Origin of the sequence: Chimaeribacter arupi (genome assembly GCF_002858805.1) — a bacterium.
Lineage (GTDB): Bacteria > Pseudomonadota > Gammaproteobacteria > Enterobacterales > Enterobacteriaceae > Chimaeribacter > Chimaeribacter arupi.
The window spans coordinates 18,183-41,229 of the sequence record NZ_PJZI01000039.1 but is presented as its reverse complement, the minus strand read 5'-3'; the positions used below and the strand labels follow the sequence as shown (position 1 = coordinate 41,229).

At 59.5% G+C, this 23,047-nt stretch carries 16 protein-coding genes; 11 read left to right on the top strand and 5 right to left on the bottom strand.

The window, feature by feature from the left end:
• Positions 1-252 precede the first annotated feature (252 nt).
• The 3 genes from phoB to CYR52_RS19075 are packed head-to-tail and all read left to right on the top strand — an operon-like array spanning position 253 to position 3,304.
• A complete protein-coding gene (gene phoB, locus CYR52_RS19085) occupies positions 253-942 on the top strand; it encodes a phosphate response regulator transcription factor PhoB (RefSeq protein ID WP_072926577.1) in 690 nt (229 codons plus the stop codon).
• Between the two features lie 21 nt (positions 943-963).
• Positions 964-2,280: a phosphate regulon sensor histidine kinase PhoR gene (gene phoR, locus CYR52_RS19080; protein ID WP_072926574.1), complete on the top strand. Its 1,317-nt coding sequence runs from the start codon at positions 964-966 to the stop codon at positions 2,278-2,280.
• A 37-nt stretch (positions 2,281-2,317) separates the two neighbouring features.
• Entirely contained in the window at positions 2,318-3,304 is a 987-nt protein-coding gene (locus CYR52_RS19075; RefSeq protein WP_394853976.1) for a PstS family phosphate ABC transporter substrate-binding protein, read from the top strand.
• A 61-nt stretch (positions 3,305-3,365) separates the two neighbouring features.
• On the opposite strand, the gene CYR52_RS19070 is transcribed toward CYR52_RS19075, so the two are convergent.
• Together CYR52_RS19070 and CYR52_RS19065 are read right to left on the bottom strand one after the other, a co-directional pair.
• Positions 3,366-6,020 (bottom strand): glycoside hydrolase family 38 N-terminal domain-containing protein, encoded by a 2,655-nt coding sequence (locus CYR52_RS19070; protein WP_101829205.1) that lies wholly within the window; start codon positions 6,018-6,020, stop codon positions 3,366-3,368.
• A gap of 3 nt (positions 6,021-6,023) precedes the next feature.
• Positions 6,024-7,991 carry a PTS fructose transporter subunit IIABC gene (locus CYR52_RS19065; protein WP_072926570.1) on the bottom strand — a complete coding sequence of 656 codons (1,968 nt, stop codon included), beginning with the start codon at positions 7,989-7,991 and terminating at the stop codon, positions 6,024-6,026.
• Between the two features lie 498 nt (positions 7,992-8,489).
• Between CYR52_RS19065 and CYR52_RS19060 the strand changes: the two genes are divergently transcribed.
• The 4 genes from CYR52_RS19060 to malZ all read left to right on the top strand — a co-directional run bounded on the left by CYR52_RS19060 (position 8,490) and on the right by malZ (position 14,844).
• Positions 8,490-9,593, top strand: coding sequence for a cobalamin-independent methionine synthase II family protein (locus tag CYR52_RS19060; RefSeq protein WP_072926568.1), 1,104 nt, complete (start codon positions 8,490-8,492; stop codon positions 9,591-9,593).
• Positions 9,594-10,053: 460 nt separating this feature from the next.
• Positions 10,054-11,373: a branched-chain amino acid transport system II carrier protein gene (gene brnQ, locus CYR52_RS19055; protein ID WP_072926567.1), complete on the top strand. Its 1,320-nt coding sequence runs from the start codon at positions 10,054-10,056 to the stop codon at positions 11,371-11,373.
• A gap of 136 nt (positions 11,374-11,509) precedes the next feature.
• A complete protein-coding gene (proY, locus tag CYR52_RS19050; RefSeq protein WP_072926566.1) occupies positions 11,510-12,895 on the top strand; it encodes a proline-specific permease ProY in 1,386 nt (461 codons plus the stop codon).
• Between the two features lie 119 nt (positions 12,896-13,014).
• Positions 13,015-14,844: a maltodextrin glucosidase gene (gene malZ / locus CYR52_RS19045; protein ID WP_072926565.1), complete on the top strand. Its 1,830-nt coding sequence runs from the start codon at positions 13,015-13,017 to the stop codon at positions 14,842-14,844.
• Positions 14,845-14,935: 91 nt separating this feature from the next.
• Here malZ and ggt read toward each other — a convergent pair whose 3' ends face one another.
• From ggt to CYR52_RS19030, 3 genes are all read right to left on the bottom strand, one after another.
• The gene (gene ggt, locus CYR52_RS19040; RefSeq protein WP_072926563.1) at positions 14,936-16,699 is read right to left on the bottom strand and encodes a gamma-glutamyltransferase; all 1,764 of its coding nucleotides are present in this window, start codon (positions 16,697-16,699) and stop codon (positions 14,936-14,938) included.
• Positions 16,700-17,012: 313 nt separating this feature from the next.
• Positions 17,013-17,615 (bottom strand): peroxiredoxin C, encoded by a 603-nt coding sequence (locus CYR52_RS19035; protein WP_072926562.1) that lies wholly within the window; start codon positions 17,613-17,615, stop codon positions 17,013-17,015.
• Between the two features lie 188 nt (positions 17,616-17,803).
• Positions 17,804-18,385 (bottom strand): acyl carrier protein phosphodiesterase, encoded by a 582-nt coding sequence (locus CYR52_RS19030; protein WP_072926561.1) that lies wholly within the window; start codon positions 18,383-18,385, stop codon positions 17,804-17,806.
• 104 nt (positions 18,386-18,489) lie between these two features.
• Here CYR52_RS19030 and queA point away from each other — a divergent pair, with 104 nt between their 5' ends.
• From queA to secD, 4 genes are all read left to right on the top strand, one after another.
• Positions 18,490-19,560, top strand: coding sequence for a tRNA preQ1(34) S-adenosylmethionine ribosyltransferase-isomerase QueA (queA, locus tag CYR52_RS19025; protein WP_072926560.1), 1,071 nt, complete (start codon positions 18,490-18,492; stop codon positions 19,558-19,560).
• Between the two features lie 98 nt (positions 19,561-19,658).
• Positions 19,659-20,783 carry a tRNA guanosine(34) transglycosylase Tgt gene (tgt, locus tag CYR52_RS19020; protein WP_072926558.1) on the top strand — a complete coding sequence of 375 codons (1,125 nt, stop codon included), beginning with the start codon at positions 19,659-19,661 and terminating at the stop codon, positions 20,781-20,783.
• 53 nt (positions 20,784-20,836) lie between these two features.
• Complete coding sequence (gene yajC / locus CYR52_RS19015) at positions 20,837-21,172, top strand: preprotein translocase subunit YajC (RefSeq protein WP_072926556.1); 336 nt, start codon at positions 20,837-20,839, stop codon at positions 21,170-21,172.
• A 25-nt stretch (positions 21,173-21,197) separates the two neighbouring features.
• Complete coding sequence (gene secD, locus CYR52_RS19010; RefSeq protein WP_101829204.1) at positions 21,198-23,045, top strand: protein translocase subunit SecD; 1,848 nt, start codon at positions 21,198-21,200, stop codon at positions 23,043-23,045.
• Positions 23,046-23,047 lie beyond the last annotated feature (2 nt).

Below are 23,047 nucleotides of genomic sequence, written 5' to 3'. Positions count from 1 at the left end.
TGCCCCGGAGGGCGGAGGAGGCTGATTATAAACGCCGTCGCGCCGTGATGTCGTGGGGGAAACCCGTTACGGTTTGCGAGATGCTTTCCAACTCCGTCATTTTATCGCCTGTCCGGCTACAATTAGCAGTAAGGTATGACCAATTCCCGTGCTGAATGGACGCGCTAGACTTATTCATAAATGTGTCATAAAACTGACGCATAATGGCGGCCGCACACAAACGTGATCGCTAACCTATTGGCAGGATTGACGATGGCAAGACGTATTTTGGTGGTTGAGGATGAAGCCCCGATTCGGGAGATGGTCTGTTTTGTTCTGGAACAGAATGGTTACCAGCCGTTGGAAGCCGAGGATTTTGACACCGCGCTGAACCGGCTGGCGGAACCTTTTCCCGATTTGGTATTGCTCGACTGGATGTTGCCGGGCGGTACCGGGTTGCAATTTATCAAGCACATGAAGCGTGAAGCGATGACACGTGACATCCCGGTGATGATGCTGACCGCGCGCGGCGAAGAGGAAGACCGGGTTCGCGGGCTGGAAGTGGGCGCGGATGATTACATCACCAAACCCTTCTCACCCAAGGAGCTGGTGGCGCGCATCAAAGCGGTAATGCGGCGCATCTCGCCGATGGCGCTGGAAGAGATGATTGAGATGCAGGGGCTGAGCCTCGACCCTTCCTCTCACCGGGTGATGGCGAATGAATCCCCGCTGGAGATGGGCCCGACCGAGTTCCGGTTGCTGCACTTCTTTATGACCCACTCAGAGCGGGTGTACAGCCGTGAGCAACTGCTGAACCACGTCTGGGGCACTAACGTCTATGTAGAAGACCGGACAGTGGACGTGCACATCCGCCGCCTGCGTAAGGCGCTGGAGAGCAGCGGCCACGATCGCATGGTGCAGACCGTCCGCGGGACGGGTTACCGATTCTCAACGCGCTACTGATGTCGCGGCGGAGACCATAACGTGCTGGAACGTCTATCCTGGAAGGGGCTGGCGCTGGAGCTGGTGTTGTTCTGCCTGCCCGGCCTGCTGCTGGGGCTGCTGTTCGGCGGCCTCGCCTGGTGGCTGCTGGCCAGCGTACTGAGCGCGTTGGGCTGGAACTACTATAACCAGCTCCGGCTCTCTTACTGGTTATGGCTCGACCGCAGCATGACGCCGCCCACCGGCCGCTGGAGCTGGGAGCCTGTCTTCTACGGCCTTTACCAGATGCAGCTGCGTAACCGGCGGCGGCGGCGTGAGCTGGCGCTGCTGATCAAGCGTTTTCGCAGCGGGGCGGAATCCCTGCCCGATGCGGTGGTGCTGACCACGGAAGAGGGCATGATTTTCTGGTGCAACGGCCTGGCCCAGCAACTGCTGGGGCTGCGCTGGCCGGAAGATAATGGCCAGAACATCCTTAACCTGCTGCGCTACCCGGAGTTTACCCGCTACCTGCAAGGCGAAACCTTTACCCGCCCGCTGACGCTGGTGCTGAACAACGGCCACCATGTGGAATTCCGCGCGATGCCCTACTCTGAAGGGCAGTTGCTGATGGTGGCACGTGACGTGACCCAGATGCGCCAGCTGGAAGGGGCGCGGCGCAACTTCTTCGCCAACGTCAGCCATGAGCTGCGCACGCCGTTGACGGTGTTGCAGGGCTACCTGGAGATGATGGGCGAGGAGACGCTCGAGGAACCGCTGCGCAGCAAAGCGCTGCATACCATGCAGGCACAGACCCGCCGCATGGACGGGCTGGTGCAGCAGTTGCTGACACTGTCAAAAATCGAGGCCGCGCCGCCGCCGGACATGCAGGAGCGGGTGGACATCCCGCGGATGCTGCGCATGTTGCAGCCTGAGGCGCAGGCGTTGAGCAATAACCAGCACCAGATCGAATTCCGCATCAATGAGGCGCTGAAGGTGTTCGGCAATGAGGATCAGTTGCGCAGCGCCGTCTCTAACCTGGTGTATAACGCCGTGAACCATACCCCGCCCGGCACACGCATTGAGGTCTCCTGGCAGCGTACCGCGCAGGGCGCGCAATTCCTGGTCAGTGATAACGGGCCGGGCATCGCCGCTGAGCACCTGCCGCGCCTGACGGAGCGGTTCTACCGGGTCGATAAGGCGCGTTCGCGCCAGACCGGCGGCAGCGGGCTGGGGCTGGCCATCGTCAAACATGCGCTTAACCACCACGACGCCCGGCTGGAAGTGCTGAGCGAACCGGGCGAAGGCACCCGCTTTATGTTTACCCTGCCAAAACGGCTGATTGTGCCGGATGCATTGACTCAGGGCGCGACACAGACATAATTACCCGCTTCAGCCCCCTTGAGCCACACAACCCATGATTTCACGGCATTGCCGGCAGGCCCTGGCCTGCCTCCTGTTTTTGCTGCCGGTCGCATTTTCCTGTTTGCCGGTGTCCGCTGCTTCCCCGGCTTCCGGCCCTGCTGCGCCCCCCGCCAACCGGATGCTTTCCGGTAACCTCTCCAGCGTCGGGTCTGACACGCTGGCGACCCTGATGGCGTTGTGGGGCGAGGGCTTCTCGCGCCGTTTCCCAGGGGTGAATTTACAGATTCAGGCGGCCGGTTCCTCAACGGCACCCACCGCGCTGGCTGCCGGGGCGGCCCAGCTGGGGCCGATGAGCCGCCCGATGAAAAATGCAGAGATCGCCTCCTTCCGCCAGCGTTACGGTTATTCGCCGCTGGCAGTGCCGGTGGCCGTGGATGCGCTGGTGGTGCTGGTCAATCAGGATAACCCGTTGACCGGCCTGACCTGGGACCAGCTGGACGCCATTTTCTCCATGACGCAGCGCTGCGGTGAGACAGGGCAGCTACGCCGCTGGGGGGATGTCGGCCTCGGCGGCAGCTGGGCCAACCGCCCCTTTGCACGTTATGGCCGTAACTCGGCGTCCGGCACCTATGGCTATTTCAAATTACGGGCGCTGTGCGGCGGGGATTTCCTGCCGCAGGTCAATGAGTTGCCCGGCTCCTCCTCGGTGGCACAGGCGGTGGCCGGTACGCTGAACAGCATCGGCTATGCCAGTATCGGCTTCCACACCAGCGGGGTGAAAGCGCTGCCGCTGGCCGAGGATGGCCAACACTTTATCCAGCCCACCGCGGATAATGTGCGCAACGGCCACTACCCGTTGACCCGTTTCCTCTATATCTACGTCAATAAAGCGCCGGGCCAGCCTTTGGAACCGCTGACAGCCGCCTTCTTCAGCCATGTGCTGTCAGAGGCCGGGCAACGGGTGATCACCCGTGACGGCTATCTGCCGTTGTCGCCGGAAAAACTGCGCGAAGTGCGTGCGTTGCTGGGGCTGGCGGAGTAGCGGGGGAGCAGGGAGATAAAAAGGGCGCGCGGCATGGGCAGGCGGCCGCGCGCTTGCCTGATTAACGGGGGCAGACCGCCAGCGTCAGGTACTGCTTGCCGGCCAGGGTGATCGCGCCGGTGAGGGTCTCCTGGTTCGCCTCGCGCAGGTTCAACCGGTGGATCAGCTGTTCGCCGCCGCTGTGAATGTTGAAGGTTTCAGGTGTGTCGCCGGGGTTAAACAGCCGGATAATCAGGGCGTTATCTGTGCCTGGTTTGCACATGCTCATGAAAATGCGGGGGTTGTCGACCGCCAGGTGCATGGCCGCCGCAGGCGCAGGGTGGTCAGGGAGGGGGATCGTAAACCGCTCCAGCCGCTCCTCAAAGGTGTTCAGGCTCTGCACATGATAGGCCAGGTAATGTTCGCGGTAGTTATTGACCGCGCGATACACGCCGGCCTCCTCAGTGCGGGGGTCATCAAGCAGCAGCGCGTAGTCAAACGTCATGGTTTGCTGCATCAGCGCATCCGGCGTGTGCACCACTTTATTGTTGATGCCGGATGCCCGCCCCGGCCGCCACCGGGTGTCATCTTTACCCAGCAGCCCCACGCTGCGGAACAGGGTTAACGCAATGCTGTTCTCCTCCGGCACGACTTCATACTCTTTGATGCCTTTGGTCATTACGCCGAAAACGCAGTGCGGGCCTCTGAGGCAGACCACGTTTTCCAGCGTGTGGATCGGCATGGGTTTTTCGACAAACCCGGCTTCCCGCCACCCCGGCACATAGCGGCTCACCGTGTCGCGCCGGAGCATCGAATAGCCCTGGTCGGCATAAGAGCAGGCAGGCCGCTCCACCGGCGTTTTTATCTGCACCCGCAGGCGGTGTTCAGTCATGGTGTTGTGCAGTTCGTGGTGCACCCGCACCAGCGGCTCCTGGTGGCGTAACTCAAGCCGGGTCAGGAGGGTCAGCGGCTGATCCTGACGGCCCGCCTGGCGTTCCGCCATCCCTTGCGGCAGCGTCAACACCGAGGATAAGGTCATGATAGACACCAGCGGGCCGGTTTCTGTCGCCACCAGGCTGAAGGTGTTGCAGCGAAGTGGGTGCTCACTCTCTAGTGGTGAGAAATCAAATTCGTCGCCGTCATCGCCTTCATCCACAAAGGTCAGCAGATCGTCAATCCGCTGGTTAAGCCGGAGATGTTCCAGCGACAGCCGCCCGGCCTCCAGGGTTACCCGGTAGTGGCAGTTTTCAATGTACGTGGCGGAAGTGGGGGCGACCGGGCGGCCGGGCTGCGCCGGGTTCTCCTCATCGACCACATAGGCCTGGTAGCCCAGCCCTTGCGTGGGGAAAGGGGGAAACAGGATTTCGCTGCGGTAGTAGTGTTCGACCGGCTCGAGTTTCTCACCCTGCGCCGTGACAACCACTTTTTTACCGCCATCCATCGCCGCCTGACGGAGTAGGGTGTAGTCCACCGGCGTGCCGTCGTGCCGCAGGGTGAAGTGCGGGTTGCGGGTAAAGAGCACGGCGCTGACGGGCTGGTCAAGCGGGTGGACATCAGTATTGAACACCACCAGCAGGTTAGCCTGGCCGAGCTGGCGGGTGATCGGGTGGCTGAGTTTCTTTTTCAGCAGGTTAATCAGGCTCAGGGCGGAACGTTCGACGCTGATTAGGCGCTGCTTAATGTCGTGATTGACCGGATCGGCGTTCGTCGCCTCAATGCCGTTGTGCGCGTGCGCCAGGAAAACCGTTTTCCAGAGGGTATCCATCAGCCGTGCAGGGCAGGTGATGCCCTGCCGCGCCGCCAGCGCCGCCAGCGGTTCGAGCTGGTCCAGCAACAGATGCTCGGTTTTCCAGGTCTGCTGTTTGATGTCATAGCGGGTGGAGTGGCAGGTGCGGTGAATCCGCGATTTCTGGCAACCCACCAGTTCGCCGTCGATAATGTGCGGAAAATCCGTGTCAGCCCAGGCCGCCTCCATATAGGTTTCATAGCTGGCCAGTCTGAAGGTATAGCCCGCCCGGCAGCGGTTCAGCGCGGCCACCGTGGCCGGAAAGCCCGCATTGACCAGTACCTGATCGCCGCCGGCGGGCAGCAGCAGCTTGTCGGTGCGCTGATTCATGGCGGAGAGCCGATCGAGGATCGGCAATAAACGCTGTTCAAGGTAATCTGGCTGCGCGCTTAAGAATTTCCCCGGCCCATAACCAAAATAGAGATAATTGGTGGCGATCATGGCCTTATTAGGCGCGCGCCAGTAGAAATTCAAATCACCGTTTAATTGGTCAGTGTAAATGCCGCGCTGTAATACACAGTAGGTGATGCCCAGATCGGTAAAAAAGGCGGGCAGCCAGGCGTGCTGGCCAAAAATATCGGGCAGGTAACCAATATTCATGCTGTGGCCGAAGTGCCCGGCTATGTTGGTGCCGTATACCAGGTTGCGGATCAGGGATTCAGTGCGGATCAGCAGGGAGTCACATTGGGTGTACCAGGGGCCGACCAATAACCGCCGCGCACGGATTAACGCCGCTAACCGGGCGCGGTTTTCCGGCCGGATCGCCAGGTATTCGTCAATCACACAGGCGAGGCCATCAAAGGTATAACTGGGAAAGGTGGGATCACGTTCTAATACAGTCATCAGGTAATCCATATTCTCAATTAACAGAATATGGGAGTCCTCGCAGGTGAAATACCATTCCGCATCCCAGTGGGAATGCGGAACGACATAAACCTCTTTATTTGCCATCTGTTACTCCTGTGATTCGATGTGCATTTTCCCTGCCCTGATCAGGGCATAGCGGACAAATACGTTGGTGACTGCAATAAAGGCGACCCCGGCCAGCAGGCCGATAAGATAGGCGGGCAGGTTTTCCACCAGCGGCCAGCCCCAGACGGCAGGCAGCGGGTACCATTGCACCGACCCCAGGCTGATGGCGGTCACGGCCCCGAGCACCGCGCCGCCGATATTGATCGAAATCGTAATCAGGGGGTTTTTCAACATAAAGGGAATCGCCCCTTCACCGATGGCGAGAAAGCCGAGAATTAATGACGTGGTGCCGGTGACGCGCTGGTTTTCATCAAAGACCCGCTGCCTGACCAGGTATTTATCAAGTAATGTCGCAAGCCCAATGCCGATGGGCGGGATCACAATGCCCAGCACCCGCGAGGTTAACGGGTAGATATGGTCGGCCGCCAGGCCAATGGCAATGGCCCCGGCGGATTTATTCACCGGGCCGCCTAAATCAAAAGCGGTGAGGGAGGCGATAATGACGGCCAGCATTAAGGCGCCGGAATTGCCGTGCGCGATAATGGTTTGCTGGAAAAAGTGGTTGATGCCGCCGAATACCGGATCGACGAGATAAAGGTTAATGAAAAAGATCACCAGCACCGTCAGCCCCGGCACGATCAGCATCGGTTTCATCGCCTGGAGGTTTTTATGCAGCCGGATATGTTTATTCAGGTAATCCGCCACCACACCGGCCACTAACCCCAGCATCAACGCACCGAGAAAACCCGAGGGAATACCGCCGCCGATTGACCAGAAGAGATAATGCAGGCCACCGGCGAATGCCCCGCCGATAAAGCCCGGCACCAGGCCGGGGCGATCGGCAATGCTGTACGCCATGTACGCGGAAAAGACCGGGTACATAAATTTCATGATCATAGTGCCGTACAGCGTCAGGCCGTGGAGAACCACCAATAATGGGCGGGGGTGGGCGGCATAGGCGGCGTCACTGATATTGACCACGCCAAACAGGCTGGCCCCGACCTGCCCGATGCCGATCATCAGCCCCGCCGCGACGATGACCGGGATCATGTAGGAGATGCCGCTGGAGACGCCCTGATAGAGCCGGGCAGGGAAGGATTTTTTGCCGCTGCCCGTGGCGGGGGCCTCTTCTGCGCCCACTGCCAGAATGCCGTCCGGGTGATGCAATACGCGGTCGATCAGGCCGTCGGCATTTTTTAACGGCTCCGACACCGTGGTGGAGACATATTTTTTGCCGTTGAACCGCGCTTTGCCTTTGGGCGGCAGCGTCGCGGCAAAGATCACGCCGTCAGCCTGCGCGATCTGTTCAGCCGTGACCTCATCTTCCACGCCGTTTGCGCCCTGTTTCTCACTCAATACCCGGATGCCGCGCGCCGCGCCGGCTTTTTCCAGCGCCTCGGCAGACATATAGGTGTGGGCAATCCCGGCCGGGCAGGAGGTGATGACGATAAGGGTTGGCTGGCGGGCATCCGTGACGTGCGGCGCGGCGGCGCTGTGGCTGCTGTCCAGGATCGCCAGGAATGCCGCCGGGGTGGCAGCGGCTTTCAATGCGGCGACATGGTGTTCCTCCATCAGCAACAGGCTCAGGGAGGAGAGCAGCCGCAGGTGCGCGCCGGGGTCGCCGTCAGGTACGGCCAGCAAAAACACTAGATCAACCTTGTCTTCGCCGTCCATGGTCGGCCAGTCCGCGACCGGTGCGGTCAGCCGCACGGCGGCAAACGCCGGCCTGGTGACCACCGGGGATTTACCGTGGGGAATGGCGATGCCTTGCTCAAAGCCGGTTTCAGAAAGGCGCTCGCGCTGCCACACGGCCTCCAGAAAAGCGTTTTCATCGCTGACAACACCCTGTTCCGCCAGCAACCGGCACAGCCGTTGCAGGATGTCAGCACGGTGCTGCCACGGTTTATCCAATAAAATCAGTCTGTCACTGGTGATGCTGCTTAATAACATATCTCCTCCCTGACATCTGGCGTGGCGATACGGGGCGTTATGGCGTGGCCGTATCGCGGCATATCACGACAGGCAGGGTAATCGATTAACCCCATAAAGACAGTGTGCCTAATGGGATTAACCCGCCATTCCCGGCATTCACAGTGCGTGGCCTTCACAGGCTGTGAATGCCGTCACAGGGGAAAACCGGTACAGGTGGCCAGCGGGTTACGCGGGGGAAAGGCCGGTTGTGATGTGTGGGGCAGGTGAAAAAAGCGGGGGCAGGGCGTACCAACATGAATTTATTTCATGGGTCATGAAAATTCCTCGTTTGCCGTCAGGCAGCGCACATGACAAATTAGCCTTCAAGCCATGTAGACGTCCAGAAGTCTGATGTCACGCAGCGAAATTATTTTAGTGGAAAATAATTCGCTTCAAAAATAGTTAACTTTATAAATTAGTTATCCGTCAGAAATCATTTGATTGTCGCCTTCAGGCGGCAATCCTCAGGAGCCAGAGATGCCAAATAACACACCTGCTTTTTCCGCTGACGTTGTCGGCAGCCTGCTGCGCCCGGCTGCGTTGAAAAAAGCCCGCCAGCAATTCCAGGCCGGTGAAATTGATGCCGCGCAACTGCGCCGGGTGGAAGATGAGGAGATTCGCCATGTGGTGGCGAAACAGCGCGAACTGGGCCTGAAAGTGGTGACGGACGGTGAGTTCCGCCGCGCCTGGTGGCATTTCGATTTCTTCGAAGGGCTGGATGGCGTTGAGCCTTACGAAGCGGACCAGGGGATTCAGTTCAACGGCGTGCAAACCAAAGCGCGCAGCATCAAAGTGACCGGGAAGCTGGGCTTCAGCAACCACCCGATGCTGGAAGATTTCCGCTTCCTGCAAAGCATCGCCGGGGATGCGGTGGCAAAAATGACCATCCCCAGCCCGAGCGTGCTGCATTTCCGCGGCGGCCGTAAAGCGATCAGCCACGAGGTGTACCCGGATCTGGCCGTCTATTTCGACGATCTGGCGCAAACCTACCGCGACGCCATCAAAGCCTTCTACGACGCCGGTTGCCGTTACCTGCAACTGGATGACACCGTCTGGGCGTACCTCTGCTCAGATGACCAGAAACGCCAGATGCGTGAGCGGGGCGATGATCCGGCGCAACTCGCGCAGACCTATGCCGATGTGCTCAACAAGGCGATTGCCGGCAAGCCGGACGATCTCACCATCGGGCTGCATGTCTGCCGCGGGAATTTCCGGTCGACCTGGATCTCCGAAGGTGGTTACGAGCCGGTGGCGGAGCTGCTGTTCGGCACCGTCAACATCGACGCCTTCTTCCTGGAGTACGACAATGAGCGTTCCGGTGGCTTTGAGCCGCTGCGCTTCCTGAAGCCGGGCAAACAGCAGGCGGTGCTGGGCCTGGTGACCACCAAAACCGGTGAGCTGGAAGATCCGGCGGTGATTGAGCAGCGCATCCGTGAGGCGGCGCAGTATGTGCCGCTGGAGCAGCTCTGCCTGAGCACCCAGTGCGGCTTTGCCTCCACGGAAGAGGGCAACAGCATCACCGAAGCGCAGCAGTGGGAAAAACTGCAACTGGTGATCAATACCGCTGCCCGCGTATGGTAAGCCGCTGATCCTGCCTGCGGATTGTGTATGAAACGGCCATAGGATGACCGATTCATGCAGGTTCGCAGGCAATGTGTCACAGTTTGTGTGCTGCTTGTTTAAATAATATACAAATCATGTAGGGTGGATCAGAGCATAAACCGCATGATTATCTGGTTAAGAAATTTTATATAGTCAATGACTCTGCTTTTTTGATCCCACCTTGTCTTTCTACGCTATAAACGTTTAACTTAGCCCCCGTTGTCGCGCTATACCGCCTGCAATACGTCAATTTTCCGCCTTTATCGGTGCGTGGTCACTTCCCGCATGGAGAGCTGCTGCAAGAGGCAGCCAACGCCCGCATAGACCTCTGACGATAAAAATAATTTGGCAGCCGGATGCTGAGAACAGGTGTTTGCCTGCGACCAGCCCGCGATAACAGATAAATCCTTTTTCCTTTGAACAGGCAACACGACACAACATGAATCATCGTTTAGCAAGTAAAGATATTCTGGCGCTGGGGTTCATGACCTTCGCGCTGTTTGTCGGCGCAGGAAATATCATTTTTCCGCCGATGGTAGGGTTGCAGTCCGGCGAGCACGTCTGGTGGGCGGCCCTTGGCTTTCTGATCACTGCGGTGGGCTTGCCGGTGGTGACGGTGGTGGCGCTGGCCCGTGTCGGCGGCGGCATTGACGCACTGAGCACGCCGATTGGCCGCAAGGCCGGCCTGCTGCTGGCTACCGTCTGTTACCTGGCCGTCGGCCCGCTGTTCGCCACCCCGCGTACCGCGACCGTTTCCTTTGAAGTGGGGATCGCCCCGCTGACCGGTGACGGCGCGATGCCGCTGCTGGTATACAGCCTGATCTACTTTGCGCTGGTGATCGCCGTTTCCCTGTATCCGGGCAAACTGCTGGACACCGTCGGCCATGTGCTGGCCCCGCTGAAGATGGTAGCGCTGGCTATCCTGGGTATCGCTGCGGTGCTGTGGCCGGCGGGCCAGCCGATCCCGGCGACCGAAATCTACCAGCAGGTGCCGTTCTCTACCGGCTTCGTCAATGGCTACCTCACCATGGACACGTTGGGCGCACTGGTCTTCGGCATTGTGATTGTGAACGCGGCGAAATCGCGCGGCGTGAGTGATGCGCGCCTGTTGACCCGTTACACCATTCTGGCCGGCCTGATTGCCGGTGTCGGCCTGACGCTGGTCTACCTCTGCCTGTTCAAACTGGGTGCGGGCAGCGGCGTGCTGGTGCCGGATGCGCAGAACGGCGCGGTGATCCTGCACGCGTATGTACAGAACACCTTCGGCGGTATCGGCAGCACCTTCCTCGCGGCGCTGATCTTCCTGGCCTGTATGGTGACGGCAGTAGGCCTGACCTGTGCCTGTGCGGAGTTCTTTGCCCAGCACCTGCCGTTCTCCTACCGGACGCTGGTGTTCGCACTGGGGCTGTTCTCCATGGTGGTCTCCAACCTCGGCCTGAGCCAGTTGATCCAGATCTCCATCCCGGTGCTGACGGCCATCTACCCGCCATGTATCGTGCTGATTGTGCTGAGCTTTACCCTGCGTATGTGGAACCGCACGCCACGCATTGTGGCGCCGGTGATGCTGGTCAGCCTGATCTTTGGTATTATCGACGCCATCAAAGCTTCCGCCCTGACTGTGGCGCTGCCGGCCTGGACAGAACACCTGCCGCTGGCATCCCAGGGGCTGGCCTGGTTGCCGCCATCACTGCTGATGCTGGTCCTGGCCGGGGTTTATGATCGTGCTGCCGGCGAGCGCAATGTCACTGCCCATCAATGATGTGATGATGTCTGCGTAACCCTTCCGATGCCACGGGCCCTCCCGTGGCATTTTTGCGTTAACGATCCGGCACTGTTACGGCAACCGGGCCGTTTTCACCTTTTTGTTTTTGGTTTACTTACAGGTTTAAAAGTACATGGAACAACCAGCCAACAAGCTCAAACGAGGCCTGAGCACCCGGCATATTCGTTTTATGGCCCTGGGATCTGCCATCGGCACCGGGCTGTTTTATGGGTCGGCTGATGCCATCAAAATGGCCGGGCCGAGCGTGCTGCTGGCTTACCTGATTGGTGGGGTCATCGCCTTTATCATCATGCGTGCGCTGGGTGAGATGTCCGTCAACAACCCGCAGGCCAGCTCCTTCTCCCGTTATGCCCAGGATTACCTCGGCCCCCTCTCCGGTTACATCACCGGCTGGACCTACTGTTTTGAGATCCTGATTGTGGCGATCGCCGACGTCACGGCGTTCGGCATTTATATGGGCGTCTGGTTCCCGGACGTGCCGCACTGGATCTGGGTGCTGAGCGTGGTGCTGATCATCGGCGGCATCAACCTGATGAGCGTGAAGGTGTTCGGTGAGCTGGAGTTCTGGTTCTCGTTCTTCAAGGTGCTGACCATCATCATCATGATTGTGGCGGGCATCGGCATCATCATCTGGGGCATCGGCAACGGCGGCCAGCCGACCGGCATCCATAATCTGTGGACCAACGGCGGCTTCTTCAGTAACGGCCTGATAGGGATGGTGCTCTCGCTGCAACTGGTAATGTTTGCCTATGGCGGCATTGAAATTATCGGCATCACCGCCGGTGAGGCCAATGACCCGAAAGTCTCTATCCCGAAAGCGATCAACTCCGTGCCGTGGCGCATCCTGGTGTTCTACGTCGGTACGCTGTTTGTGATTATGTCGATTTACCCGTGGAACCAGGTGGGGACGCAGGGCAGCCCGTTTGTGCTGACCTTCCAGCACATGGGCATCACCATTGCGGCCGGTATCCTGAACTTCGTGGTGATCACCGCGTCGCTGTCGGCGATTAACAGTGACGTGTTCGGCGTCGGGCGGATGCTGCACGGCATGGCAGAGCAGGGCCACGCGCCGAAAATGTTCACCAAAGTCTCAAAACGCGGCATTCCGTGGGTGACGGTGGTGGTGATGATGCTGGCGATGCTGGTGGCGGTCTACCTCAACTACATCATGCCGGAGAACGTCTTCCTGGTGATCGCGTCGCTGGCGACCTTTGCCACGGTGTGGGTCTGGATCATGATTCTGTTCTCACAGATCGCCTTCCGCCGCAGCCTGACCAAAGATCAGGTGGCCAACCTGGCCTTCCCGCTGCGCGGCGGCATCGTGACATCGGTGGCGGCAATTATTTTCCTGGTGTTCATCATCGGCCTGATTGGTTACTTCCCGGATACCCGCGTTTCCCTCTATGCGGGCCTGGTCTGGGTGGCGCTGCTGCTGCTGGGCTACGCCTGGAAAGTGAAATTCCAGCGCCGCGTGGCGGCACAGAAACAGAGCCATTAACCGGCGGTAAGGTTCTCCGCCCCCGTCCTCCTCCCCGGATTTTATGCCGGCCAGATGAGGGCGGGGTTTGCCCGGCATGGCATGGTGAGCGCATTGTTATTGCGGCTTCTGGAGACACTATGCTCACTGCCTGGCACCTGCCGGTCCCTCCCTTTATTACCCTGCGCGGCGATTTTCTCTACCTGACACTCTGGCTGGAATGCGACACCGCACCTGAACAGGTGCTGCTGCGTGCCGAACCGGATAACGAGGAGTGGCTCCAGGCCATGACCTCCCGCCGGATGGGGAAATATTACCGTTACCATGCTGTGCTGGCGCTGAATGAGGGGCAACCCGCGCGCCGTTACTGCTTCAAACTGATTTGGCCTGACCATCAGCGCTGGGTCGGCCCGCTGGGCGTGAGCGAGCTGCAACCCGGTGCACTGGGGCAGTTCTCCCTCTCTGTGCCCGATCCCGGCCCGGACTGGGTGAGCGATCAGGTCTTCTACCAGATTTTCCCCGACCGTTTCGCCGCCAGCAACGGCGACCACCAGATCCAGAGCGGCAGCTACTACCACCATGCGGAAAAACGCGAGGTGACGCGCCATGCCTGGGATGACCCGATTGTGGCGGAAGGCTCGCCCTCGGCGTTTTATGGCGGCGATCTGGACGGCATCATCAGTAAATTACCCTACCTGCAAAAGCTGGGCGTCACGGCGCTCTACCTGAACCCGGTGTTTACCGCGCCCAGCGTGCATAAATATGACACGGAAAACTACTATCAGGTTGACCCCTGGTTTGGCGGCGACGCGGCGCTGGTGCGGCTGCGTGAACAGACGCGGGAAGTTGGCATGCGGCTGATTTTAGATGGCGTGTTCAACCATACCGGCGACTCCTGCGCCTGGTTTGACCGCCACCAGCAGCACCCCAACGGCGCCTGCCACCATACTGATTCCCCTTACCGCGACTGGTACAGCTTCTGGCCGGACGGCAGCACCCGTGACTGGAAAGGCTTCAGCAGCCTGCCCAAGCTCAATTATGCCAGCCCGGGCGTGGTGGAGCAGATTTACCAGGGGCCGCAGAGCGTGGCGCGCTACTGGCTGCGGCCGCCCTTCAGTATCGACGGCTGGCGGCTGGATGTGATCCACATGCTGGGCGAAGAGGGCGGTGCAAAAAACAACCTGCACCATCTGGCCGGTATCAGGCGGGCGATCCGCGAGGAGAACCCGGAGGCCTATATCCTCGGCGAGCATTTTGATGATGCGCGCGACTGGCTGCACGCCGGGGTGGAGGATGGCGCAATGAACTACCGGGGCTTTGCCGTGCCGGTGCGCGCTTTCCTGGCCGGCATCGACAACGCCGGGCACCCGGTTTCGCTGACGGCACAGACCTGCGCGGCGTGGATGGAGGGCTATCGCGCCGGGCTGCCGCACCAGGTGCAGCTGCGGCAGTTTAACCAGCTCGACAGCCATGACACCGCCCGTTTCCTCACCCTGCTGAAGGGCGATACGGCGCGGATGGCGATGGCTGTGGTATGGCAATTCAGCTGGATTGGCGTGCCGTGCATCTACTATGGCGATGAGGTCGGGCTGGATGGCGGCAACGATCCCTATTGCCGTAAAACCTTCCCCTGGAATAAAGAGCAGTGGAATACCGACCTGCTGGCGCTGTACACCCGGATGGCGAAACTGCGCCAGCGCAGCAAAGCCTTGTGCCGCGGCGGTTGCCAGGTGTTGTACGCCGAGGGGAATACGCTGGTGTTCCTGCGGGTGTACCAGCGTGAGCAGGTGCTGGTGGCCCTGCAACGCGGCCCGGCGGCCAGTGGGGTATTACCCCTGACGCCCTTGTTGCAGGCAGGCGAGTGGAAACGGCTGGAAGGTGAGGGAGTGCTTACTTCGGAGCGGGAGCAGCTTAACCTGACGCTGCCGGAAGAGAGCGTGACGTTGTGGCGCAGCCGCAGTAAACCCTGATCGCGGCACTAAGCAGGGTGCGCGCGCGACAACCTCTCCCTGAACAAAGCGGGCCTGCCTCAGCCCGCTTTTTGTCGTTGATGCCCAGGTATCAATAACCGATGGCAGCACCGGCCGGGCGGCGCACATCATTGGCCCCGTACAGATAGCCTTCACGCACTTTGCCGGAGACAGCCGAGTCATTGCCGGAGTTGGCCGGGATGACGCCTGCCGCACCCGGCAGGCCAACCATAATCAGCTCCGCCGCGCCCCACGGGGTCTGCTCCACCATCTTGTAGCCCCGTTGCGCCAGCAGCGCCAGGGTGTCCGCAGAGAGGCCGCGCTGCTCATAATAGACTTCATCCGGCAGCCACTGGTGATGGATGCGCGGGGCGTCCACCGCTTCCTGCGGGGCCATGCCGTAATCGATGATGTTGATCGCCGCCTGCAAGGTAATGCTGATGATGCGTGACCCGCCCGGTGAGCCGAGCACCAGGAAGATTTTCCCGTCTTTGGTCACCAGTGACGGGCTCATCGAGGAGAGTGGGCGCTTACCAGGGGCAATGGCATTGCGGCTGCCCTGCACCAGGCCATACAGGTTCTGTTCGCCCACTTTGGTGGTGAAATCATCCATTTCGTCGTTGAGGAAGAAACCGGTGCCCGGTGCGATCACCACTGCGCCGAAGCGGCCGTTGACCGTGTACGTGGTGGAGACCGCGTTGCCTTGCTGGTCAACAATCGAGTAGTGGGTGGTTTCCGGTTTCTCATGCGGCATCATGCCCGGCTGCACCTGTTTTGACGGCGTGGCACGTTCCGGGTCGATCTGTTTGCGGATTTCACCGGCGTAACTTTTGCTGGTCAGGCGGCCGATGGGGTTGGTGACAAACGCCGGATCGCCGAGGTAGGTGTTGCGGTCCATATAGGCGTGGCGCATCGCTTCCGTCAGCACATGAACCGAGGCGGCAGAGTTGAAGCCCATCTCTTTCAGGTTGTAGCCTTCGAGGATATTGAGCGTTTCACACAACGTGGTGCCGCCGGAGCTGGGCGGCGGGGAGGAGACAAACTTATAGCCGCGGTAGCTGCAGGTGAGCGGGGCGGTTTCGCTGATCCGGTAGTCGGCAAAGTCTTTGGCAGTCAGTAACCCACCCCCTTTTTTCGCCGCGGCTTCCACCGCCGCCGGGATTTTCCCTTTATAGAAGGCGTCCGGCCCGCGTTGGGCGATCGCCTCCAGCGTGTTGGCCAGATCTTTCTGCACCAGCCGGTCGCCCGGTTGCAGTGCGCTGCCGTCCGGGCGCAGGAAAATCCGCGCCGCTTCCGGGTCGTCATGGAAGCGTTTGACGGTGGTGTCCAGCACGTCGGTGTCTGCACGGGTCAGCACAAAGCCCTGGCGCGCCAGCCTGATGGCCGGCTCCATCACCTGACGGCGCGTCAGCTTGCCATATTCGCGCTGCGCGGTGTCCAGCCCCAGCACCGTACCCGGCACCCCGGCAGAAAGATAGCCATACAGCGACGCCTCTTTGCGCACCTTGCCCTGTTCATCCAGGTACATGTCGGCGCTGGCGGCAGCCGGGGCGGTTTCACGGAAATTGATAAAGGTGTCTTTGCCGTCCGCCAGGTGAATCGTCATAAAGCCGCCGCCGCCGATGTTGCCGCAGCAGGGGTTGACCACCGCCTGCGCGTAGCCGACTGCTACGGCGGCATCCACGGCGTTGCCGCCCATTTTCAGGATATCCACCCCAATCTGCGAGGCCAGATATTGCGAGGAGACCACCATCCCGTGTTGCGCCTCAACCGCCGGCATTGAGGCGGCGTGCAGGCTGGCGCTGACCAGCAGCGCCAGCGCGCTCAGTGGCGCAGTCCATTTTGTTAACCCCATATTCCCTCCTGTCTGTACTGACTTTTATCGTTATTGGTTGCAGGCCGGTACCCACAGGCACCCTCCCTGAATAACACCCTGCAAATGCCGCGCCAGCCGGGCGGACGGCAGGGTGCTTTACCAGCGTAGCGGCAAACCAAAATGGAAGTCATAGAAAACAGAGGAGAAATATTCATTTTGCCGGGTGGGACGGCATTATGGCAGGGCAACGCTGACCTGAAAAAGGGCAGACGTAAAAAAACCGGCGGGCAAAGCCGGCCGGTTTTTATCCTGAACGCGCAACCGCCGGGCAACCACCCGGCCGGTGAGCAGATTACAGGTTAATGGCGTTTTCAGACAGGTACTTGGCAACGCCGTCCGGAGACGCGCCCATGCCAACTTTGCCTTTTTCCCACTGAGCCGGGCACACTTCGCCGTGCTCTTCGTGGAATTGCAGCGCGTCAACCATACGCAGCATTTCGTCGATGTTACGGCCCAGCGGCAGGTCGTTAACAACCTGGTGACGCACGATGCCGTCTTTGTCGATCAGGAAGGAACCACGCAGCGCAACGCCTGCGTCCGGGTGCTCGATACCGTACGCTTTCTGGATTTCACGTTTAACGTCAGCCACCATCGCGTATTTCACTTCGCCGATGCCGCCTTTATCAACCGGGGTTTTACGCCATGCGTTGTGAACGAACTCGGAGTCGAAGGAGATACCTACAACTTCCACGCCACGGCTCTGGAATTCAGCGTAACGGTTGTCGAAAGCGATCAGCTCAGACGGGCAAACAAAGGTGAAGTCCATTGGCCAGAAGAAGACAACGGTAGGTTTGCCAGCAGTGTGCTTTTTGAAGTTGAAGTTTTCAACGATTTCACCACTGCCCAGAACGGCAGCAGCGGTAAAGTCTGGGGCTGGGCGAGTTACCAGGACCATAATTACTCCTGTAATATCAAGTTAAAGGACAGTTTATGAATAAGACGAGGGCAGTATAGGGATTTAGGCAGGGTGAATAAAGGGTGAAAGACCAATCATTCAGATAGCTTCCGGCTATTGATGCAAGTTGTAAAAACTATCCTGTTTTAACAATAACCCTTATTTTATCCTGCCTTAACGGCGCGCCGTCATAGCTGGCGGCAGCGCGCTTTTTCCATCATCTGCGGGTAAAAATCAAAGAATATCGCCTCAAACTGCGGGTAATTGCGCTCAATGTCAACAAAAGAGCCTTTCAGCAGATGCAGGCGCGGGCGGCGCGCGGCCATCCCGGCCAGCACATTGGCGATAAACGGCAGCTCCGCATAGCGCTCCAGCCAGCGTTCCGGCCAGAGATAGGCATTAAGATGCTGAAACCCTGCCGGCATGGTGCTTAAGCTGGGTAAAATTTGACCTTGCGCATAGTTCACAAAGGCCGGCAGGGTATAATCCGCCACCAGTTTTTGCCAGTGCAGCGCCAGGAAGTGGTCCCACATGACGTCCATCGTGATGGGGGCAACCCGGCGGTAGGTTTCACTGAACAGGCGGCGCGCCTCTTTAACCGCCGGCAGGCTGTCGGTCAGCGAATCGACCCGCCGGTGCATACGGATGCCGTCAACCACCGCCTGATCATAAAGATGTGTGGGATCGCCGCGGACGAAGTCAGCGGCCAGGTTACCGGTCAGTGAGCTGTTGGCCAGATGGGCCAGATGCAGATGGGCAAGAAAATTCATTCCGGCAGTATAACCATTTCAGGCGGCAGACGCCCTTAATTGTTGCAGCCGGGCGGTGCTGGCTCTAGACTAAGCCGCCTGTTTTTCACGTGAAGTAGAGTGTTATGCGCGTCGCTGATTTTTCGTTTGAACTCCCTGAATCCCTGATTGCCCACTATCCGCAAGCCCAGCGCAGCGGCTGCCGCCTGCTCTCCCTGGACGGCCCCAGCGGTGACCTGACGCACGGCGTCTTCACTGACCTGCTGGAGACGCTGGAGCCGGGTGACCTGCTGGTATTCAACAATACCCGCGTGATCCCGGCGCGGATGTTCGGGCGTAAAGTCAGCGGCGGTAAAATTGAGGTGCTGGTGGAGCGCGTGCTGGATGACCACCGCGTGCTGGCGCATGTGCGCGCCTCCAAAGCCCCGAAAGAGGGCGCTGAGCTGCTGCTGGGGGATGATGAAAGCATCTCCGCGACCATGGTGGCCCGCCACGACGCCCTGTTTGAACTGCGCTTCAATGATGAGCGCGACGTGTTCAGCGTGCTGAACGCCGTCGGGCATATGCCGCTGCCGCCCTATATTGACCGCCCGGATGAAGACGCGGACCGCGAGCTTTACCAGACCGTCTACAGCGCCAAACCGGGCGCGGTGGCAGCCCCGACCGCCGGGCTGCACTTTGACGAGCCGCTGCTGGCCGCGCTGAAAGAGAAGGGCGTGGAGATGGCCTTCGTGACCCTGCACGTCGGCGCCGGGACGTTCCAGCCGGTGCGGGTGGAGAGCATTGAAGACCACATTATGCACGCCGAGTATGCAGAAGTGCCGCAAGAGGTCGTGGACGCGGTGCTGGCCTGTAAAGCGCGCGGCAAGCGTGTGGTCGCCGTCGGCACCACATCCGTGCGCTCGCTGGAGAGCGCGGCGCAGGCCACGCAGGATGGCCTGATCGCGCCGTTCTTCGGCGACACCAAAATCTTTATCTACCCCGGTTATGAGTATCAGGTGATCGACGCCCTGATCACCAATTTCCACCTGCCGGAATCCACGCTGATTATGCTGGTGTCGGCCTTCGCCGGGTATACCCAGACGATGAATGCCTACCACACCGCGGTGGCCGAGCAGTACCGTTTCTTCAGTTACGGCGATGCGATGTTCATTACCCGTAACCCGCTGGCCCCGCAACAGGCGGCAGGCCGGTAATACCCGGCCCGGCGCATCGTGCGCCGGGCTTACTCTTTTCGGGGCCAATGGCCCCGGAGTCAACCTCATCAGACTGTTTCTCTGATGCCGGAGGCACTGTGAAGTACGAATTAATCAAGAAAGAGGGTCGCGCCCGCCGCGGCCGTTTGGTGTTTGATCGCGGCGTGGTCGAAACCCCGGCCTTTATGCCGGTCGGCACCTACGGCACCGTAAAAGGCATGACGCCGGAAGAAGTGAAAGAATCCGGCGCGCAGATCCTGCTCGGTAATACCTTCCACCTCTGGCTGCGCCCGGGGCAGGAGATCATGAAACTGCACGGCGACCTGCATGATTTCATGCAGTGGCACGGCCCGATCCTCACCGACTCCGGCGGCTTCCAGGTCTTCAGCCTGGGCGCGATGCGCAAAATCAAGGAAGAGGGCGTTTACTTCCGCAACCCCATCAACGGTGACCCGGTATTCTTAAGCCCGGAGAAGTCGATGGAGATTCAGTACGACCTCGGCTCTGACATCGTGATGATCTTCGATGAGTGCACCCCGTACCCGGCCGACTGGGACTACGCCAAACGCTCGATGGAAATGTCGCTGCGCTGGGCGGCCCGCAGCCGCAAGCGTTTCGACGAACTGAACAATAACAATGCGTTGTTCGGGATTATCCAGGGCAGTGTTTACGAAGATTTACGAGATGTCTCCGTAAAAGGGCTGGTAGAGATCGGCTTTGATGGTTACGCTGTGGGCGGCCTGGCGGTCGGTGAGCCGAAAGAGGATATGCACCGCATCCTGGAGCACGTTTGCCCGCAGATCCCTGAGGACAAACCGCGCTACCTGATGGGGGTCGGCAAGCCGGAAGATCTGGTGGAAGGCGTACGCCGCGGCATTGATATGTTCGACTGCGTCATGCCGACGCGCAATGCGCGTAACGGCCACCTGTTTGTCACCAACGGGGTGGTGAAAATCCGCAATGCCAAGCATAAAGAGGACACCTCGCCGCTGGATCCGGAATGTGATTGCTACACGTGTCGCAATTACAGCCGCGCCTACTTGCATCATCTGGACCGTTGCAACGAAATACTCGGTGCGCGTCTGAATACCATCCATAACCTGCGTTATTACCAGCGCGTCATGGCCGGTTTACGCCAGGCGATTGATGAAGGGAAGTTAGCGCAGTTTGTCACTGATTTTTATCAGCGCATCGGCAAGCCCGTTCCGCCGCTGGATGCCTGATTTCAACAACTGCTTTCGATAACATTGATTTCGATAACAATGAGGGAATTTTAATGAGTCTGTTCATTTCTGATGCTGTAGCCGCAGCGGGTGCGCCGGCCGGCCAGTCAAGCCCGTACTCACTGGTGATTATGCTGGTGGTATTTGGCCTGATTTTCTACTTCATGATCCTGCGTCCGCAGCAAAAACGCGGCAAGGAACACAAGAAGCTGATGGAGTCTATCGGCAAAGGTGATGAAGTGCTGACCAATGGCGGGCTGATCGGCCGCGTGGCCAAAGTGTCTGAGACCGGCTACATCGTGATTGCGCTGAATGAGACCACAGAAGTGACGATTAAGCGTGACTACGTAACCGCCGTTCTGCCGAAAGGTACGATGAAGGCTCTGTAATTGAATTTTCCCTAAGGGAACTGCCGTGTTAAACCGATATCCTTTGTGGAAGTATCTGATGTTGATCGTCGTGATCCTCATCGGTTTGCTTTATGCGCTTCCCAACCTTTATGGTGAGGATCCGGCTGTGCAGATTACTGGCGCTCGGGGCTCCGACGCCAGTATGGCCACGCTGGACCAAGTCAAAAGTGCATTAGAAAAAGACCAGATCGCGAGCAAATCGATCGCCCTGGAAAATGGCGCCATCCTTGCCCGCTTCAAAGATACCGACGTTCAGCTGCGCGCACGTGAAGTGCTGACCAACGTGCTGGGCGACAAATATGTCATCGCGCTCAACCTGGCCCCGGCCACCCCGACCTGGCTCTCCGCCCTTGCAGCCGAACCGATGAAACTCGGCCTCGACCTGCGCGGCGGCGTTCACTTCCTGATGGAAGTGGATATGGAGACGGCGCTGGGCAAGCTGCAGGAACAGACGATGGACTCCCTGCGCAGCGACCTGCGTGATAAAAGCATCCCTTACGCCACCGTCCGCAAACTGGCCGGTAACGCCGTGGAAGTGCGCTTCCGTGATGCCGCTATCCGTGACAACGCGATAAGCTACCTGACGCCGCGCCACCGTGACCTGGTGCTGAATGCCTCCGGCGACAACGCACTGCGTGTGGTGATGACCGATGAGCGCCTGCGCCAGTCGCGTGAAGACGCAGTGCAGCAGAACATCAACATCCTGCGTAACCGTGTGAACCAACTGGGTGTGGCCGAGCCGCTGGTCCAGCGCCAGGGTGCTGACCGCATCGTGGTGGAACTGCCGGGCATCCAGGACACCGCGCGTGCCAAGGAGATCCTGGGGGCGACCGCTTCCCTGGAGTTCCGTCTGGTGAACACCAATGTTGACGCCAGCGCTGCCGCCTCCGGCCGCGTACCGGGCGACAGCGAAGTGAAAAACACCCGTGAGGGCCAGCCGATTGTGCTCTACAAGCGTGTGGTGCTGACCGGTGACCACATCACCGATTCCACCTCCAGCATGGGCGAATACAACCAGCCGCAGGTCGACATCTCGCTGGACAGCGCAGGCGGTTCTGCCATGTCTAACTTCACCAAGGACAACATCGGCAAGCCGATGGCGACCCTGTTTGTGGAGTACAAAGACAGCGGCAAGAAAGACGCCAATGGCCGCGCCATCCTGGTGAAACAGGAAGAGGTGATCAACGTGGCGACCATCCAGTCACGCCTGGGTAACCGCTTCCAGATCACCGGCATCAACGATCCGAACGAAGCCCGTCAGCTCTCGCTGCTGCTGCGCGCCGGGGCGCTGATTGCGCCGATCCAGATCGTTGAAGAACGCACCATCGGCCCGACCCTGGGGATGCAAAACATCCAGCAGGGGCTGGAGGCTTGTCTGTGGGGCCTGGTGGCATCCATCGTGTTTATGGTGGTCTACTACCGTAAATTTGGTGTGATTGCGACCACCGCGCTGATTGCCAACCTGATCCTGATTGTCGGCATTATGTCCCTGCTGCCGGGAGCGACCCTGACCATGCCGGGGATTGCCGGTATCGTGCTGACGCTGGCGGTTGCCGTCGATGCGAACGTGCTGATCAATGAGCGTATCAAGGAAGAGCTGAAGAACGGGCGTTCCGTTCAGCAGGCGATCCATGAGGGCTACAAAGGCGCGTTCTCCAGTATTATTGATGCCAACGTGACGACGCTTATCACCGCCATCATTCTTTATGCGGTCGGCACCGGGTCGATTAAAGGGTTTGCCATTACCACCGCTATCGGTGTGGCGACCTCGATGTTTACATCGATCGTCGGAACCCGTGCCATCGTCAACCTGCTTTACGGCGGCAAACGCATTAACAAGCTGTCTATCTGAGG

Coding starts and splice junctions, on each gene's coding strand:
- CYR52_RS19060 (WP_072926568.1), top strand. CDS start 8,490: ATGCCAAATAACACACCTGCTTTTTCCGCTGACGTTGTCGGCAGCCTG.
- CYR52_RS19035 (WP_072926562.1), bottom strand. CDS start 17,615: ATGGTCCTGGTAACTCGCCCAGCCCCAGACTTTACCGCTGCTGCCGTT.
- CYR52_RS19070 (WP_101829205.1), bottom strand. CDS start 6,020: ATGGCAAATAAAGAGGTTTATGTCGTTCCGCATTCCCACTGGGATGCG.
- ggt (WP_072926563.1), bottom strand. CDS start 16,699: ATGGGGTTAACAAAATGGACTGCGCCACTGAGCGCGCTGGCGCTGCTG.
- queA (WP_072926560.1), top strand. CDS start 18,490: ATGCGCGTCGCTGATTTTTCGTTTGAACTCCCTGAATCCCTGATTGCC.
- malZ (WP_072926565.1), top strand. CDS start 13,015: ATGCTCACTGCCTGGCACCTGCCGGTCCCTCCCTTTATTACCCTGCGC.
- CYR52_RS19030 (WP_072926561.1), bottom strand. CDS start 18,385: ATGAATTTTCTTGCCCATCTGCATCTGGCCCATCTGGCCAACAGCTCA.
- proY (WP_072926566.1), top strand. CDS start 11,510: ATGGAACAACCAGCCAACAAGCTCAAACGAGGCCTGAGCACCCGGCAT.
- phoB (WP_072926577.1), top strand. CDS start 253: ATGGCAAGACGTATTTTGGTGGTTGAGGATGAAGCCCCGATTCGGGAG.
- yajC (WP_072926556.1), top strand. CDS start 20,837: ATGAGTCTGTTCATTTCTGATGCTGTAGCCGCAGCGGGTGCGCCGGCC.
- brnQ (WP_072926567.1), top strand. CDS start 10,054: ATGAATCATCGTTTAGCAAGTAAAGATATTCTGGCGCTGGGGTTCATG.
- CYR52_RS19065 (WP_072926570.1), bottom strand. CDS start 7,991: ATGTTATTAAGCAGCATCACCAGTGACAGACTGATTTTATTGGATAAA.